Below are 17,029 nucleotides of genomic sequence, written 5' to 3' on the forward strand. Positions count from 1 at the left end.
CGGGTCTGACGGCGCTTAGTGCTGAATTCACTATCGGCGAAGGTGAGTTGATGGCTCATGATGTCCCTCTGGGATGCGCTCCGGATGAATATGATGATCTCATATCAGGAACTTGTTCGCACCTTCCCTAACACCATTGATATAACGTTAGTAAGACTTCTGAAACTATTGTTATTAGTAGGGTACGAGTACGTCTGCTTTTTGCTGTGAGTTCAACCTATGGATGCAACACACCTAAGCAACCTGACCATAATACCAGCGTTCTCCTGTGAACCATTCATCACGATCCTCGCTTCCATAGTATTCGAGTGTGATACCGATTTCCTGTACGTTAGCTGGCAGAATGAGTCCCCACTCAGCAGCAAGGCTACGATCTTTGATCAAAGCAGAAGCACCATTTTCAGAACGACCTTCAGTTACGAAGCCTTGATAATATTCCTCGGAGCGATAAAGACAGACCTCACTTGTAAACATATCCGGAAGACATACTACAGCGGTAATCCGAGGGCTGTAATTCATACCAGCAGTGGCCGTTATGAGGTTTGAACATGCATTAATCAAAGCTTGCGCACAAGCTGCTTTGGTTTTAAGCGTGCTATATTTCCCCTGAACGAGGTTGATATCTACTGGAATTTTGAAATTCCAGTAATGCTCATCTTCTGAAAAAACACTACGTTCAAGGTTGTGAAAAGTACCAGCCCAACGGTTAAGAGCTTTTATGCGTCGGGGAATATTTCTGACTTTGGTTCGATGATCTCTGTTAAGTCGTCTACTCATGAATAATTTACTTTTTAGCTGCTCAAACGGTTCACGTTGTGTCCCTACAAAGAGCATTCTATCCTAAGTTGTTCAGTTTATCGTTACGTCTGCAATTTAATGCACCGCAATCGGCTTGCAAGAATTTATGTTCGCCCCTCGCTCAAAACAGACCTCACATTTCTTCATGCAAGTCTGCTTCGCGCCAGAAGCGAACACCACTTACCCCCGTAGCCACGGTGTGATCGTCAACCCGGTAAGCAAGCCTTCAGGGCTAAGCAGGCGAGTAACGGTTTGCCCCCACGGTTCGGTGCGGTTAGCCACCAGCAGGCGATAGCCTTTTTCACTCAGGATACGGGTAGCGGAAGCGAGATCCTGCACCTCATATTCAATCCATCCCTGCGGTATCGGATGGTCGGCTGGCCACTGCTCCTCGCCAAAACATGATGTTGCAGCCTGCGATAGCGGCCAGACGGCAAAATGTTTAACTCCCTTTAACATACCTTCTTCGGCAAGAAGATAGTCGCAGTTACCCTCCATTGGCTTAAGCGGCAATCCGAGTGTCTCGACATAAAACCCTGCACTGGACTCTGTATTTCGCGAAATGGGCCCGAAACCCGCGACAAACAAAACCTCAACGCCTGGTAAAATCTGCGACATATCCACCCCCTTAATTGCCTGAAATTAATTCTGAATTTATATTACGGCTGGCCTAAACGCTACCCTCAATTCTGGTATCTCATTCACTGTACGGGTTTAGCACTCAGGGCTATGACAATCAACAGGATGGCACCCGCACTCATTACCAGCCATGCGCTGGTCAGTGAAACCGCATTGTCGCGAAGGATCCCTCGCAATTAATGGCATGAGTGCAGCAATCATGTATCCACCACCTTGCACTTTAGAGAGTAACCTCCCGGCCTGTGCAGGTGTTCGTGTGTGCTAGAAGGTGATGATGAGAGACTGCGGGAAGAGGGCTCCGATACCTGTGCAGGCAGCAAGGTTGACACTGCCTACCCGGCGAAAATACCAGACACATTAGCCTCGCCATCAGTAGCAACAGAACAGCGAGCAGTGGAACACGACGATCGGGGAATTTATCAGCCAGCGCTGAAACGACAAACCCTGCGACAACTTCGGTTGAATGGTATAACGTCTTGCGGCAATCTGGTTGCTGTAAGCTGTTCAAAATCACAAAGGCTCATATGAAACAAATTACTATCAGTGACCTGAACCACCAAAGCGAGCAAGCCGCAAATTCCCCTCGCTTACGTGCTCATCGGAATTTCCACACTAATCTGAGTGATCCAGTTCAGCGTCTAGCTATTACTATGGAGCCAGGCACCGCTGTGCTGATGAAATGGTACGCTCAGGTGCAAGTGGGCGATGGTGGTTTTACTCTGTAAATTATTTACAGTGGGCCCAGCGAGTTGAAATGTGATCCTATTCAGTTGGCATTTTAAAATACTAATCACTTGCGATCTAAAATATTACGAACGGTCCTCTTTTAAAACGGAATGATAAAATGGCCCATTCATTACAACGACTTGATGATGACCCTCTAAGGGAACAAATCCGGGGGGTAAATGTCTATCAACATGACAGCGGCCAGCTTCCCTTCGGAAACATTGATGCCTCACATTTTGAGTTATTGATTGCCGATCTTTTCCGGCACATGCAGGGCACTGGAGTCGATTGGAACTGGTATGATGATGTCTGCCGGGTAAATGATGGTGCCGATAATGGCGTTGATGTCCTGTTATCTCTTGATCAAGAGAGCCGGGGTATTGTGCAGTGCAAACGTTATTCGAGCGCTGACGTTACCATGACGCTGGTTCGTCAGGAGTTGCTTGCTCTTACTCTGCGCGGACTGATCATTGACGACCTGCTTCCTCCCGAGGATCACTCAACACCCTTCCGGTATATTCTTGCGGTATCCAACAACGTCGCGGCAGATGTGTTCAGTTTCTTTACAAAGAAAAATGCTGTGATTAAAGATCTCACGAATAACCAAAGTAAGTGGGAAACGGCGGCCAGAATCGTTAAGAGCAAATATGCCCTGCTTAAAAACAGCTCTGTGTTTACCGGTAAAACCGATGCCCAGCTTCTGGCGATGGTGAGCGACAGATTAAAAGCATTTAAATATACGCTGTTCCGTCAGGAGTCACTTTCTCCGCTGGTGAGGAGGTGCGACTATGTCATGAATACCTATTTTGCCCGGGAGCAAGTTTGTACGGTAGATGAGATCCACCGGTTATTCCAGGAGTATATGCCGGAACAGCCAGAGCTGCTTGCGTCAAATTACCTTGCTTACAGGTCCGTATATACACGGTATTTCAACGCAACAATGCTGTACGGTAAACGACTTCATTCGGTACTCATCCACCAGAGAGGACATGAGGCGCTCAAGACACTAGACGAGATGCTGACAACACATCTTCCCCGCCAGACGGGCTCACAGCCTTCGGTAATTGTGTTCTGTGCAGATGCCTTCACACTATCTGATTATGCAACCCTTAATAATCTTATCAGCAGCTATCCCTTTCCCGTTGTGTTGCAAGCTGGTTTCGGGTGCGTAAAAGGCAGTGATCTGAATGGGTTACGAGAATCAGCGATAAATTTCCCGGACGGTGACACAACGCTTTACCCGGCTGACGCAGACTATCAGGGGGGCTGGTGCTGGATAAAGGAAGAGAATTCAGCTCCAGAGGTATGGTTATTACTCGAAACCACTGACCGCGGTTCGGGGACTGGACACGGCAGATTGTCCCTTCGACTGAGTTTTGCGGATATCAATCTCTGGTGCACCCTGAGTGGTGATTTTTACCCGGATACGCAGAATAAACACTTGCTGTGCGAAAAAGTTCTGGTCGGGATGAAGGATGATCGTTCAGGAAGAGGTAATCTCCTGCTCGTCTCTTCTGCCGGCCCCATTCAGCAGAACACAGTCTGCCGTCAGGTGAATCTGTTCAATATGCTCAGAAGGCAGTCGGAGTTGGGGGTGGTACTTTGTCACGCGGCAGGAAACCCGGAAATCAGTGAGGCTCTGCGACATGCCACGGGATTTTTCCCGCTGAGTACCGGCGATGACCGGTTGTTCCTCTGTCCGAAGGCGCAGGATTTCTTCCTCCTGAGAAGCAGTCACATTGCCTCAGTTATACTAACGCTTACCTTTGACAAGACCCGTAACAGTTTTAGCCTGATTGATTCCTTTTTATATCAGCGGCATGCGGGGCAGTTACTGTCCCTCAGCAAGGGCATTCAGATGGAGCTTGACCGTATGTTAAGCCCGTTGATCCCGGCGACGATGTATCCTATGACTTCCGCCGGTCTCACTGCTCTGCGCCAGGGAATACTGACGGGAACAATCCCATATCCGGAAAACCTGGTGCAATATGCACTCAATGGTACGGGCTCTGAAAACAACACCGAACCGGATTCCCTGCATTATCATAGGATTGCCCTGCTTCGGATCCTGAAAGCGCTTAGTTATCTCTCCGGTGATGTCAATATCAGCTGGCAGTCTGACACGAGCATGACGGCACACCTTTCCTGGGAACAGGCAGGTGGGCAGAAGGACGGGATCCTTGGCTGGGATGCTCAGGGAATGAATTATATCCAGGTGCAGAGTCGCCTGCTCGAATGGATGAGGGATGGTTCATGGCACCCCGACTTATTTGTTTTCGCTCTCTTCGAGGGACATATGCCAGCCGGGCAAAACCGGGTACCGCTCGATCTGACCCGCAATGACATTGTACAGCCCGACGAAATTCCGGACAGCACCGTTATGCCAAGGATTTCCCGCAGGGCCTGGGTGGTGGGGCTGATGGACTTGGTGCAAAACAGCATGACAAGCACAACAACAGCGGATCGCACGTCCTTCCTGAAACAGATACAGGGTCTAAAAAATGGATAACCTAGTAAACCTGATAGATGCCAGAGCCAGCATGACAGGGTTTTTACCCCATAAAAAGGCCCGCACCCGATTTGCGCAGGTGAAGCATGCGGTAGGGTATTGGGAGTCCGATTATGCCTCGCTTCTGCTCTGGGATGTCAGTTATGTGCCTCAAAACGACCTCATCCGTGTGATGAATTACGGTGAGCAGGTTCTTGATACCCTGACGCGCGAAAGAGAAACAAAAGGGTACGTTATCGATGCTTCTCTCATTTATGCCTTCAGGGATCCGTCCCTATGTCCTTCAGCTCTTGTCGGACGGATCGAACGTGACACACATCTGGCCCGTAAGCACGTTGTTATTAGGGTGGACGGCCGTTGGACCCGGACAGAACGGATCACTGTTCTGGGGCTTTCCCCAGTCTCGACAGAAATTCATGCGTCCGATGGCGCACGTTTTACCGATGCTACAGAGCGTCTGATCATGGACATTACCCACAGCAGTCCCTCCGGTCTTGCCCGCCGACATGCAAATGAATGGGAGAATGGTGATGTTTGATTTACGCATTTTATCGGTAAAGATTAAGAATTTCAGGGGTATTAAGGGAGAGGTTACGCTTCCACTTGATGCGGGGCTGACCGTCATTTATGCGGTAAATGGCACGGGAAAAAGCACGTTGTGTCATGCAGTTGAGTGGGTTCTCACTGGTGAAGTGGCCGAGGTCCCTGCAGATGCGTTGGTGTGCCATTTCGCCACCGGTACGACGGAGGTGACCTGTGTTTGTCTTCTTGATGGAAAAAAAACAACCCTGGTTCGCACCCTGCAGGGTGCCACTCTTCAAACAGAGGAAGGAGAAGAGAGGCATATAAAAGATGACGAGTTGCTCGCGATGCTGACGCCGGCAGAAGCTGGTCTCAAAGCGCGATCAAACATTGCCACGAGAAACAAACGCGAGTGGTTACGGCACAGTCGCTGGCTCTATTCGCATTCGCTTGCTCTGCTGGTTGATGAAGCCGAATCGGAACAGCGTTCACAAATTTTTGCCAATATACTTGGTTATGGTCACTTACTTCCTCAGCAGAAATTACTGATGGACTATCTGCGGTATTTGCCACAGTCCGTCTCGCTTTATAAAAAGCTCAGGGATACGGAAACAAAACGGCAGGAACTCGAACAAAAGCGTGAGCATTACGGGATACTTGCAACCCGCACCGAAGAGAGGCTGACAGCGCTATGTGATGCGCTGCGGATCCCGAGGGAAAACGTTCCTCCCCGGACACAGCTTGATCGGGCCTTGATGACACTGCAGATACGGCAGTTTGATCATCAGCTTCAGCAAACTCGCTACAGACAACTCGCCGAAACCTGGGAATCCGCCCACTATGCGGAAAAAGAACTGACACTTGCGGATCAAAAACATCTCTATTTTGAATCTGAGATCCGTTCCCGTGAGGAAAAGCAGAGTGAACGGAAGACGCAGATACGTGCTTTAAAACACCATATTGCGGAAGTGAACCACCAGCGGGACAGGGTAACCGAAACTCTCACCACTCTTAACAATCAGTGGGAAATGGTCAGTGAGCGCGTTTTTGAAACCATCGGGGAGTATCCAGACCGACTCACATTAGCGCAGTTACAGGCAACGGTGCCTGAATCCCGTCTCTCCTCTGCCATGAGCGGAAAACGACTTTCCTTACTGCATAAAGCTCTCGCCGTACACCGGGCATGCTGGCCTGACGAAGACACGAGAAAGGAGTGGCAAGAATACATACGGGAATACAGTGATGAAGCTCCGCTGAAAGCCAGGGGGGAGCGTTTTCAGGTGCTTAAGGAAAAGCGCGATTCTTTCCGTTTCAGACAGATACATCTCAACGACACTCTGACCCAGCTCATAATCCTCGGCGAGCGTATCGTCAGTCATTCTGGTGAAAGTCATTGTCCATTATGCAGCCATGACTGGGAGGGAAATGCATCTCTGATGGAGGCGATACGGCAGTCAGAAAGCATGCTCTCGCCAGCTTTACATGCACTTAAGACCGAGCTGCGGCAAACTGAAGAGGAGATGGGGCAGCTCCGGGAAGAGATCCGTGGCCTGAAAGTTAAACGAGATCGTGCTACTAGCTATCAGGAACGTCTGCGTCGTGCTGATAAAACGTTTCTTGAACAAAAAGCGCTTCTTGATGTGGAGTGGCTCACGCCCTTGACTCCGGAAACGTGGCGACATGAGACACTGGAAAACTACTTAACCCGGCTGAATATGGGCCGGATGATTGCCGAGTTTGCGGATAAAATTAGGCAAGCTGAGAGGTTACTGGATGACCAGACACTGAGGAATGATGTCGCTCTGGGGGATCTGCCTGAGGAATACCGTTCAAGACTTACAACTACGCAACGAACACATGAGGTTTTGCTGACCAATCTTGCTCGCCAGCAAGCAGAGCTGGAACTAAAGCTCGGGCAGGAGTCTGTTTTGTTAAATGAACTGATTTCCGAGCGTAATCACATTGAAATAGTGCTTCGAGGGTACAGGGAAACCTGGGACTCATTCAGAACATTATGGGACAGTTTTACCGGAAACGCTCCGGTAAGTCAGAAAACACTTTCTGAATACAAAAACACACTGGATAACGATCTTACTGCCGATGAGAACATCACCCTGCTATATGAAAAGGCTAAGCTTGCCGTTCATGCCGCTGTAGCTGGCGAAGACTATACCCTTCTGCTCAGTGAAGAGAAGGAACTTCGTCAGCGTATTGAATTACAGGCAAAACGCAAACAGGTCGCTAGTGTTGCTCTGTCAGAAGTTACGCATGAAATTGAGAAACTGGCAGATGCACGCATTAATGAGCTGATCGTGCCGGCTTCAGAGCTCTTCTCCAGAATGCATGCCAATGAGGTCTATAAGGGACTGAATATTGCCGGCAAAGGAGAACTTCGCTGGCGGGCTCTGGTTGAAGGGCCGGGAGACAATGATGATGCTTTGGTGGCTGACAGCTACTTCAGCCAGGGGCAACGTCAGGATCTGGCCCTTTCTCTCTATCTGGCGCGGGCACGTTCTCTGGGGGGCACATTCTTTCTGGATGAACCCGTGGCACATCTTGACGATCTAAACCGCGCTGCAATGGTCGATATCTTCAGGGTGCTTTCAGTCCAGAATCCAAATATGAGTCTTGTGCTGACCACCAACAGCGATCTGCTGAGGCGGCATCTGATACAGAAGTACGCCCTACTGAGCGATCAGGCGCTGACGGTGATTACTATGACAGGAAATCCTCATCAGGGAGTCGATGTTACGGTCAGCTCAACAGGCAGGAGGCCTCACTTCCCGGATAACAGACTACCAGCCCCAGTCTGGTGAGGGACTTCTCACCGGAGCGGACGGGGTTGTCGGCTACAACTCGTGTAGTAGGCAGGTTCTCGTCGCTGGCAGTAATGTAGAATTTTTGACCCCCATCGGGTATACCGTGCTACGGTGTTCCAGTTTCTGAACGCTATAGCCGGTTTAGCTACAATCATTTTTATCAATGCAGATGTTTGCAGGAGTTGTCTGGAGTACCCGAGCAGGGTACTCCAGTGCAATGCGGCCTTTTATATCAGGCCGCCAGTTCGGGCATTTGCTCCTTCACGAAATTCAATACCTTCTTCGCGTCCAGGGACGCATAGGGCAGACTCTCAATAATGGCGATTGAACGCGTATTGCCAACCGTTTCTTTTATCTCATCAAGTTTGTATTGAATGTGCGGCGCAATGAGAAAACCGTCAAAAGCGGGGGCGACACTGGCGAAGTTATCCAGCCCGACAGCGCTAATCATCAGCGGATAGCCTTCCCGTTCAGCCAGAGACTGCATCTTTTTGGCGAGAGAGTTTGCGGTATTACCGAACAAACAACATATCAGAAGCTTTTTCATGTTTTTTACCTCCTGAAAACCGCTCACAGGGTATTCCTGGCATCATTCCTGAAATGAGCGCTACATCTTATTTTGTGACAAATAATGGATGGCGACTCTCAACGACTTATTACCTTTTAAGCCAGTCGAGAAAAAACTGGCTAAAAGCAGAGACCTGAAGCGGCTGTAATTTGCGTTGCGGGTAAACAAACTGCAGCCCGACATCTTTGCGGTCGTATCGGCTAAATCCGGTAAAACTGTCGGCAAACAGCACCGTGAGTCTGCCGGTCTCGACATCGTCTTTCACATCCCACCACGATTTTCCTGCTATACCCGCCCCACTGAGCGCCCACTGGCGAAGCAACGCCCCGTCGTCACACACCATCGCTGGTTCTACGCGAACGACGGTTTCTTCACCCTCATTTTCAAAACGCCATTCGTTCATCACCACCCCCTGAGACTCAAGTGCCAGACACCGGTGATGGGCTAAATCTGCAAAAGTGGAGGGGGTACCACGATCGTTCAGATAAGCCCTGGCAGCGACCAGAACCCGGTGATTCGGGCGGATATTTCTGACGACAAGGCTGCTGTCCGGCAGGTTGCCGAAACGAATGCTCATATCCAGCCGGTTAGCGACCAGATCCTCAACATGTTCCCTTAAGTAGATGAAAAAGTTCACTTCAGGATGGAGCCGGGAAAATTCGATAACGGCGGGGCTAAGGTACTGCCTGCCAAAGTCAGAGGGGGCGGAGAGACGAATATTGCCACTGAGAACACCTTCTTTTTGTGTCAGTAACGACTCGGCGTGATGCATCTCTTCCAGTACGCGCAGCGCGGCATGGTAAAACTCTTCGCCTGCGCGGGTGAGCGTGATGGAACGTGTAGAACGATGGAACAGACGAGTCTGGTAACGCTCTTCAATTGCCTTCAGGCGGGCCGTCATGGTCGCAGGAGATAGCGACAGGCGTCGTCCGGCGGCGGAAAGGCCTCCTGCCTCGGCGACTTCAACCAGCAATGCCATGTCTTCAAGTTTGCCCATTATTCATTTTTTCCGAAAAGTGCATCTGTTTTTCGTGTAATTATCAAAGTCAGTAGCCATCTGTAAAGTGTTTTCATCCAAAGCACAAGGGATGAAATCATGAACCGTATTTCACTTTTTGAACGTTACAGGTTGGGTAAACAGAACCTGAAAAATCGTATCGTTATGGCACCGATGACGCGCGCGCGCTCCCTTCAGCCGGGAAACATTCCGTCCTCCCTGATGGCTGAGTATTACCGGCAACGAACCAGCGCAGGATTGATCATCACGGAAGCCACACAGATCTCTCCCCAGGGCCAGGGATATTCATGGACACCCGGGATCCATTCGCCTGACCAGGTTACAGGGTGGCAACTCACCACGGGGGCTGTGCATCAGGCGGGAGGTGTGATTTTTTCTCAGCTCTGGCACGTCGGCCGGATGTCACATGCCAGTTTTCACCAGGATGGAAAGCCCGTTGCCCCGTCAGCCCTGGCTCCTGACGCAAAGGTGTGGGTAGTGAATGACAAAGGTGAAGGCCAAATGGTTGACTGCCCGCAACCGAGAACGCTTTCACGCAAGGATATTCACGGCATTATTGCTCAATATCGTCAGGCTGCATTGAATGCTGTTCAGGCCGGGTTTGATGGCGTGGAAGTCCACGGGGGAAACGGCTATCTGATCGACCAGTTCCTGCGTCAAACATCAAACAAACGCACGGATGAGTATGGCGGCACCCTCGCCAACCGGATCCGTTTTGCGCAGGAGGTGTTGAACGCCATTGCTGAGGCCATTGGTCACGAGCGCACGGGCATCCGCCTGTCACCGTTTATTACCCAACGCGGGATGAACGATCCGCAGGTCACTGAGGCGATACTCGCTCTCGCGGCCTGGTGTGAACAGCGAGGGATTGCGTTCATCCACCTGGCCGAAGCTGACTGGGACGATGCGCCACAAGTGCCTGACCACTTCCGTAAATCACTTCGTGAGGTATTCACGGGAACCCTTATCGTCGCGGGGAACTATGACCTTGATAAAGCGGAAAAAATACTGGCTGCGGGCTATGCCGACTTGATCGCGTTCGGTCGGCCGTTTATTTCCAACCCGGATTTACCGCATCGACTTGAGCACCATTTGCCTCTGGCTCGGGTGCGTGATCCCGCCACGCTGTTTGGTGGCACCGCGACGGGATATACCGATTACCCCATTTACAACCTGCAAGAGAATGATCTGCAGTGACCTTAATAACGAGTTGAGAGAGATTATGAAATATTCAACGTATTTGGCCCCAGGCGTAATGGCGCTCATTCTTGCTGCTACCACAGGAACAGCCTTTTCGGCCCAGGTAGAACTGGTGAAACCGGAACATCTTATTGTCGATAAGAGCCTGCCACAGACGCAATTAGCGGCGAATGAATATGTTGCCAGAGAGTATGCGACATTCTGGAATACGGGAAAAGAGTCCCTGGCCCGTGACGCCCTGGCGATCAATTTCATTGATAAAACGCCCCCTGAAGGTCGTAAGCAGGGACCTGATGGTGCAATTCTGGCCTCCAGGGCGTTTCGTTCAGCTGTACCTGATTTGCGCTGCGACGTTGAACAAATGATTATTTCAGGTAACCGTGTCGTATCCCATTTACATTTTCGCGGTACGTTCACCGGGACATTTGGCAAGCTGAAGGGGATGGGGCAGAAAATAGATTTCATCGCCACGGATATCTATGAAATCAGCGAAGGTAAAATTGTGGCTAACTGGCATATTGAGGATAACCTGACACTGATGAAACAGCTGGGCGCACTGTAAATTCATCACTCCGGGTAACCGGGGGTGGCCCGGAGTGATGCGTAAATCCTATAGCCCAAGGTCGCTCAACGAGGGGTGATCGTCCGGGCGTCTGCCCAGCGGCCAGTGGAACAGTCGCTCTGATCCCTTGATCGGCATATCGTTTACACAGGCGAAACGACGCTTCATCAATCCGTCCGGCTCGAACTCCCAGTTTTCATTGCCGTACGAACGGAACCAGTTGCCTGAATCATCATGCCATTCATAGGCGTAGCGAACCGCGATCCGGTTTTCTGTGAATGCCCAAAGCTCTTTTATCAGACGGTAATCCAGCTCTTTCTTCCACTTCCGCTCCAGAAACGCCTGGGCCTCTTCACGGTTATTGGCGAATTCTGCGCGGTTACGCCATTGGGTATCCAGCGAATAGGCCAGCGCGACTTTCGCAGCGTCGCGACTGTTCCAGCCATCTTCTGCCAGTCTGACTTTTTCGATGGCACTTTCACGCGTAAAGGGCGGTAAAGGAGGACGTGTGTTCATGGCGATTACCTCAGAGTGATATTAAGTAGACAGATCTGTCTACTTGCGGTAATCTAGTCCTGAAAAATAACGCTGTCAATACTCTCGTTTGAGGCTACCGAAAAGTGAATACAGAAATCACGAGCAACGATAAAAAAATCAGCGTCAGGGATAAGATATTACTTACGGCGCACGATCTGTTTTATTCCACGGGCTTCAGGGCGACAGGGGTGGATACGCTGATTAAAGAGGCGAAAGTGACGAAAGTGACGTTTTATCGCCATTTTCCGAGTAAAAGTTTACTTATTCTTGCCTATTTGCAATATCGGCATGAAATATGGATTAAGTGGTTTGAAACCACGCTGCGCCGACATCTCGACGAAAGCCAGATACCTTCTGATGCGTTATCTGCAACGCTCGCTGAATGGTTTATTTCGCCACAGTTTCACGGCTGTGCGTTTATTAACGCCAGCGCAGAGGCAAAATCCGAAGATATTGAAAGCGAAATAAAAGAAATATGCCGCAATCATAAATTCGAAACAAAGAAAGTCATTACGTTGCTGACGGGAATGGCTGATGAGAACGTCGTCAGTGAAATAATGTTACTCATTGATGGCGCGATTATTCACGCGCAAATGGGGATAAATTCAGATGAGGTAATAACCCAGCTAAAGGCAGGTTTAATGAGACTGAGCGGAAACGGCTATACACCTGAACAACATTCATACCGGAAATGAGCGTATGGCCCATAACTGCACATTCTCCCTTGATATCGGCTGGAAAACCTTGCGGAAGGACGCGGGGCTTGAGCCAGAACAAATACTCCGCGGATGTGCTCGCCCGTGCCGCTAAAAGTCATCGCTTGCGACCGCGCCTGGCTGGGAGACCGTCTATGTGATCGCATTATTCTCAGCCAGACGCGATGATCCCTGCGTCGAGGGTAGTGGTTACGCGCCGAGTTCTTTGCGGATAATCTCTGCCCCGGCGCTCAGGGCCTTCAGCTTACCGTTGGCAACCTGACGGGAAAGCGGGGCCATACCGCAGTTGGTTGACGGGTAAAGCTTGTCGGCATCGACAAACTGCAGCGCTTTACGCAGCGTATCGGCCACTTCTTCTGGCGTTTCGACACTGTTCGTGGCGACATCAATTGCGCCAACCATCACTTTTTTACCACGGATCAGTTCCAGCAAGTCCATTGGCACGCGTGAGTTATGGCACTCCAGGGAGATAATGTCGATGTTTGACGTCTGCAGCTTAGGGAACGCTTCTTCATACTGTCGCCATTCTGAGCCCAGCGTCTTTTTCCAGTCGGTATTGGCTTTAATGCCATATCCGTAGCAGATATGCACCGCCGTTTCGCATTTCAGCCCTTCAATGGCGCGCTCTAACGCAGCAATACCCCAGTCGTTCACCTCATCAAAGAAGACGTTAAACGCAGGTTCATCAAACTGGATAATGTCGACACCAGCGGCTTCTAATTCTCTGGCCTCCTGATTCAGTATTTTGGCAAATTCCCAGGCCAGCTTTTCGCGGCTTTTATAATGAGCATCGTAGAGCGTATCAATCATCGTCATCGGGCCAGGCAGTGCCCATTTGATCGGCTTGTCAGTGAGCTGGCGCAGGTACTTCGCATCATCAACGAAAACCGGTTTTTGACGCGTCACGGCATCCACGACGGTAGGGACACTTGCATCATAGCGATTGCGAATGCGCACAGTCTGACGGTTTTCAAAATCCACGCCGCTGAGATGTTCAATAAAGGTGGTGACAAAGTGTTGGCGGGTTTGCTCGCCGTCGCTGACGATATCGATACCCGCGCGTAGCTGTTCGTCGAGGGATAAACGCAGGGCATCCTGCTTACCGGCACGTAATTCATCGTCCTGCAATTTCCACGGGGACCACAGCGTTTCGGGTTGGGCAAGCCAGGTTGGCTTAGGTAAGCTGCCAGCCGTTGATGTCGGGAGCAATGTTTTCATAATAATAAACCTTTTAATATTGATTAATCACAGCGTGAAGTTATGAGACCACTGCTCAAGAATGTGTTTGTAGGGCTTAATAAATTGCTCTTCCGTAAACTTGCCCTGCTGAATAGCGAGCTGGCTACGTTCTTCCCGGTCGTAAACAATTTTTGTTAATGAATGATCCTGTTGATTCAAATCCGGCTGATAGCATTGTCCTGCCGCCGAGTTCGCATTATAAATTTCCGGACGATAAATCTTTTGAAATGTCTCCATCGTACTGATGGTTCCGATCAGTTCAAGATTGGTGTAATCGGCAAGCAAATCGCCGGAATAATAAAAGGCAAAAGGTGCTGCGCTGTTTTCAGGCATGAAATAACGAACCTTCAGCCCCATTTTACCGAAGTACTGCTCAGTCAATGATGACCCCTCTGGCTGATACTCAATACCCAACACCGGGTGGGAGTTACCTGTGCGGTGGTAGATATCTTTACTGGAGACACTCAGGCAGATCACTGGCGGCTTTTTGAAGTTCTGCTGGTATTCAGCGGATTGTGTAAAGTGCTTAAAGATGTTGCCATGCAAATCACCAAAGTTATGTGGGATGCTGAACCTGGATTGATCTTTATTGTGATCGAGCAGCAATACGCTGAAGTCATAGTCGCGTACGTATGAAGAAAAATTATTCCCGACAATGCCTTCAACACGCTCGTTGGTTTCTTTGTCGACAATGAACGTTTGCAGTATTTCAATTGCCGGGAAGCTATTGTCGTCACCAACATTCATATCAACAGAAACAATTTCAAGCTCGACCGAATAACGGTCGGATTTAGGGTTATCCCAGCGTGCTAATGCATTAAAACGGTTGTTAATCATCACCAGCGTATTACGCAGATTTTCCTGACGCTTTTCACCGCGCGCTAAGTTGGCAAAATTGGTCGTAGTACGCGTATTTTCTGAAGGGTTATAGTTCTCATCGAAGCAACTGCGCTTAAGGGTGAATGTAAAATTTTTATTCATTGTGGTTATGCATCCTAAGTTCATGTTGCCAGGAAGTTATCAATACATCATTTATGCCTTAGCCAGTGGTGCAGGGGAAGTGACTTAATTTCAATGCAACATGAGCTATCTTCATACACGGTGAAAAGGACTAACGTTCGGCCAGTCTGGTACACCCTCGCTAATTCCCGGTATAATTGCCAAAATTTCCAACCGGTTTAGAAACGAACATGACAAAACTCACCTTACAAGAGCAGATGCTGAAAGCGGGCTTAGTGACCAGCAAGAAAATGGCTAAAGTCCAGCGCACGGCAAAAAAATCCCGCGTACAGGCTCGCGAGGCGAGAGAGGCTGTGGAAGAGAACAAGAAAGCGCAGATTGAACGTGACAAGCAGCTCAGCGAACAGCAAAAACAGGCCGTGCTTGCAAAAGAGTTCAAAGCGCAGGTGAAGCAACTGATTGAAATGAACCGTATTACCGTTTCAAAAGGCACGATCACCTTTAACTTCACCGACGGTAATCTGATCAAAAAAATCGACGTCGATAAGCAGACGCAAACCCAGTTGATTAATGGTCGTCTGGCCATTGCGCGCCTGGTGATTAACGCTAACGGTGATTGTGAATACGCGATTATCCCGGCAGTGGTGGCGGATAAAATCGCCCAGCGTGATGCGGAAAGTATTGTTTTGAACAGCGCGCTGAGCCAGGAAGAGCAGGATGAAGACGATCCGTATGCAGACTTCAAAATCCCTGATGATTTGATGTGGTAAGCAACGTTCAGAATGGTGCGTCGTGACGGGCGTTGATCGGTTTTCCGCTCACCGGATGAACAAAATCCAGCCCGCTTGCGTGCAGCATGAGCCGGGGCGTCTGTTCGGTGCCCGGCCATTCAAGACCACCATACAAATCGCAACCGATAATCGGGTGACCTAACTGCTGGCAGTGAATGCGTAGTTGATGGGTTCGCCCGGTCTCCGGGGTAAGCTGCACGCGCGTCAACGGTAACACCGTTCCGTCTTCCTGTTCCTGAAACATTCGCTCTACCACCCGATAACGGGAGCGGGCAGGTTTGCCGTTGATGGCGCAAATCGACATTAGCGGGAACAGCGCCGGATCTTTGGCAATCGGTGCATCAATGACCCCCTCGTTGTTATCCACATGCCCGCAGAGCAGAGCCGTATAAACCTTGTTGATGGCGCGCTGGCTGAACTGATGGCAGAGTGCGGCATTGATCGCCTTATTACGGGCAATCACCATCAGCCCGGAGGTGCCGAAATCAAGACGATGCACCAGCGTGCAGCCGGGGAAGGCCTGTACCAGACGGTAGTGTACAGAATCGAGGTTTTGCGGGTTTTTACCTGAGAGGCTCAACAACCCTGAAGGTTTGTTGATCAGTATAAGGTCGTCATCCTGCCAGAGGATCTCTATTTCCGCAAAGCACGGCGGGGCAATAAAAGTATCAATAATCGCAGACATCAGGCAGCCCGACAGGAGAGTGGGTGCGGATAATAACGAAATGGCGGGAAAAAGAAAAACCCTCTCACCAGGCGGTGAGAGGGGGAAATCTTAGGCGGCTACGAAGTCATCGATAGCGGCTTTCGCATCAGACTGCGCTTTGGTCGCCATTTCCGGGCCGTAAGCGATACCTTCAGCGAACACGAAGTTCACGTCGGTGATGCCGATGAAGCCCAGGAAGACGCTCAGGTACGGTGTAACCAGGTCAGTTGGGGTATCTTTGTGAATACCGCCACGGCTGGTCAGAACCACAGCACGTTTACCTTTAACCAGACCTTCTGGGCCATTCTCGGTGTAACGGAAGGTTACGCCTGCACGCGCTACCAGGTCGAAGTAGTTCTTCAACTGAGTTGAAATGTTGAAGTTGTACATTGGGGCGTTGATCACGATGACGTCGTGCGCCTGCAGCTCAGCAATCAGCTCATCAGAGAGAGCCAGCGCTTCCTGCTGACGTGAGGTCAGTGGGGTGTCGCCTGGACGCAGCGCGCCAACCAGTTCGCCATCCAGCACAGGAATTGGGCGGGCAGCCAGGTCACGTACGGTGATTTCATCAGCAGGATGCTGTTCACGCCACTGCTCAACGAAGTAATCAGACAACTGACCAGACTGAGAGTACCCTGCCAGAATACTGGATTTCAAAACTAATACTTTGCTCATGGGTGATTCCTGTTTTGCATTTGATTGAAGGGGGGGGCCCCGTT

At 50.2% G+C, this 17,029-nt stretch carries 16 protein-coding genes and 2 pseudogenes; 8 read left to right on the forward strand and 10 right to left on the reverse strand.

Annotation, left to right across the window (positions count from 1 at the left end; all coding sequences use genetic code 11):
- Positions 1 to 234: 234 nt before the first annotated feature.
- The 3 genes and pseudogenes from ACHHZ6_RS18660 to ACHHZ6_RS18670 form a co-directional block, all read right to left on the reverse strand.
- A complete protein-coding gene (locus ACHHZ6_RS18660) occupies positions 235 to 834 on the reverse strand; it encodes a DUF3916 domain-containing protein (protein WP_232105419.1) in 600 nt (199 codons plus the stop codon).
- Positions 835 to 978: 144 nt separating this feature from the next.
- A complete protein-coding gene (locus tag ACHHZ6_RS18665) occupies positions 979 to 1,416 on the reverse strand; it encodes a VOC family protein (RefSeq protein WP_196391261.1) in 438 nt (145 codons plus the stop codon).
- Positions 1,417 to 1,499: 83 nt separating this feature from the next.
- Positions 1,500 to 1,897: pseudogene (locus ACHHZ6_RS18670) on the reverse strand (MFS transporter); the annotation flags it as partial.
- Between the two features lie 64 nt (positions 1,898 to 1,961).
- Here ACHHZ6_RS18670 and ACHHZ6_RS18675 point away from each other — a divergent pair.
- From ACHHZ6_RS18675 to ACHHZ6_RS18690, 4 genes and pseudogenes are all read left to right on the forward strand, one after another.
- A pseudogene (locus tag ACHHZ6_RS18675) lies at positions 1,962 to 2,108 on the forward strand (WbuC family cupin fold metalloprotein); the annotation flags it as partial.
- Between the two features lie 173 nt (positions 2,109 to 2,281).
- Complete coding sequence (locus tag ACHHZ6_RS18680; protein WP_196391262.1) at positions 2,282 to 4,672, forward strand: ABC-three component system protein; 2,391 nt, start codon at positions 2,282 to 2,284, stop codon at positions 4,670 to 4,672.
- The gene (locus ACHHZ6_RS18685) at positions 4,665 to 5,210 is read left to right on the forward strand and encodes a hypothetical protein (RefSeq protein ID WP_182918463.1); all 546 of its coding nucleotides are present in this window, start codon (positions 4,665 to 4,667) and stop codon (positions 5,208 to 5,210) included. The genes ACHHZ6_RS18680 and ACHHZ6_RS18685 overlap by 8 nt, the downstream gene beginning before the upstream one ends.
- Positions 5,203 to 8,010: an AAA family ATPase gene (locus ACHHZ6_RS18690; RefSeq protein ID WP_395122849.1), complete on the forward strand. Its 2,808-nt coding sequence runs from the start codon at positions 5,203 to 5,205 to the stop codon at positions 8,008 to 8,010. Before ACHHZ6_RS18685 ends, ACHHZ6_RS18690 begins: the two co-directional genes overlap by 8 nt.
- A 235-nt stretch (positions 8,011 to 8,245) precedes the next feature.
- Here ACHHZ6_RS18690 and ACHHZ6_RS18695 read toward each other — a convergent pair whose 3' ends face one another.
- Together ACHHZ6_RS18695 and ACHHZ6_RS18700 are read right to left on the reverse strand one after the other, a co-directional pair.
- Positions 8,246 to 8,560, reverse strand: coding sequence for a PTS sugar transporter subunit IIB (locus tag ACHHZ6_RS18695; protein WP_182271349.1), 315 nt, complete (start codon positions 8,558 to 8,560; stop codon positions 8,246 to 8,248).
- 109 nt (positions 8,561 to 8,669) lie between these two features.
- Complete coding sequence (locus tag ACHHZ6_RS18700) at positions 8,670 to 9,578, reverse strand: LysR family transcriptional regulator (protein ID WP_182918461.1); 909 nt, start codon at positions 9,576 to 9,578, stop codon at positions 8,670 to 8,672.
- A 99-nt stretch (positions 9,579 to 9,677) separates the two neighbouring features.
- Here ACHHZ6_RS18700 and ACHHZ6_RS18705 point away from each other — a divergent pair, with 99 nt between their 5' ends.
- Both ACHHZ6_RS18705 and ACHHZ6_RS18710 read left to right on the forward strand, forming a co-directional pair.
- Positions 9,678 to 10,796, forward strand: coding sequence for an alkene reductase (locus ACHHZ6_RS18705; protein WP_395122850.1), 1,119 nt, complete (start codon positions 9,678 to 9,680; stop codon positions 10,794 to 10,796).
- Positions 10,797 to 10,821: 25 nt separating this feature from the next.
- Complete coding sequence (locus tag ACHHZ6_RS18710; protein ID WP_182271352.1) at positions 10,822 to 11,361, forward strand: ester cyclase; 540 nt, start codon at positions 10,822 to 10,824, stop codon at positions 11,359 to 11,361.
- 48 nt (positions 11,362 to 11,409) lie between these two features.
- Here ACHHZ6_RS18710 and ACHHZ6_RS18715 read toward each other — a convergent pair whose 3' ends face one another.
- Positions 11,410 to 11,877 carry a DUF1348 family protein gene (locus tag ACHHZ6_RS18715; RefSeq protein ID WP_182271353.1) on the reverse strand — a complete coding sequence of 156 codons (468 nt, stop codon included), beginning with the start codon at positions 11,875 to 11,877 and terminating at the stop codon, positions 11,410 to 11,412.
- Positions 11,878 to 11,981: 104 nt separating this feature from the next.
- Between ACHHZ6_RS18715 and ACHHZ6_RS18720 the strand changes: the two genes are divergently transcribed.
- Entirely contained in the window at positions 11,982 to 12,593 is a 612-nt protein-coding gene (locus ACHHZ6_RS18720; RefSeq protein WP_395122851.1) for a TetR/AcrR family transcriptional regulator, read from the forward strand.
- Positions 12,594 to 12,803: 210 nt separating this feature from the next.
- On the opposite strand, the gene ACHHZ6_RS18725 is transcribed toward ACHHZ6_RS18720, so the two are convergent.
- Both ACHHZ6_RS18725 and ACHHZ6_RS18730 read right to left on the reverse strand, forming a co-directional pair.
- Positions 12,804 to 13,832, reverse strand: coding sequence for a methionine synthase (locus ACHHZ6_RS18725; protein WP_196391268.1), 1,029 nt, complete (start codon positions 13,830 to 13,832; stop codon positions 12,804 to 12,806).
- A gap of 27 nt (positions 13,833 to 13,859) precedes the next feature.
- Positions 13,860 to 14,834 (reverse strand): DUF1852 domain-containing protein, encoded by a 975-nt coding sequence (locus ACHHZ6_RS18730; RefSeq protein ID WP_182271356.1) that lies wholly within the window; start codon positions 14,832 to 14,834, stop codon positions 13,860 to 13,862.
- Positions 14,835 to 15,043: 209 nt separating this feature from the next.
- Between ACHHZ6_RS18730 and ACHHZ6_RS18735 the strand changes: the two genes are divergently transcribed.
- Entirely contained in the window at positions 15,044 to 15,583 is a 540-nt protein-coding gene (locus ACHHZ6_RS18735) for a DUF2058 domain-containing protein (protein ID WP_182271357.1), read from the forward strand.
- Between the two features lie 7 nt (positions 15,584 to 15,590).
- Here the strand turns inward: ACHHZ6_RS18735 and ACHHZ6_RS18740 are convergent, their stop codons facing one another.
- Both ACHHZ6_RS18740 and azoR read right to left on the reverse strand, forming a co-directional pair.
- A complete protein-coding gene (locus ACHHZ6_RS18740) occupies positions 15,591 to 16,289 on the reverse strand; it encodes an RluA family pseudouridine synthase (RefSeq protein WP_395122852.1) in 699 nt (232 codons plus the stop codon).
- A gap of 90 nt (positions 16,290 to 16,379) precedes the next feature.
- Positions 16,380 to 16,985, reverse strand: coding sequence for an FMN-dependent NADH-azoreductase (gene azoR, locus ACHHZ6_RS18745; RefSeq protein ID WP_182271359.1), 606 nt, complete (start codon positions 16,983 to 16,985; stop codon positions 16,380 to 16,382).
- Positions 16,986 to 17,029: the final 44 nt, after the last annotated feature.

This window comes from Enterobacter cloacae complex sp. 2024EL-00214 (assembly GCF_043945575.1).
GTDB classification, from domain to species: Bacteria; Pseudomonadota; Gammaproteobacteria; order Enterobacterales; family Enterobacteriaceae; genus Enterobacter; species Enterobacter cloacae_P.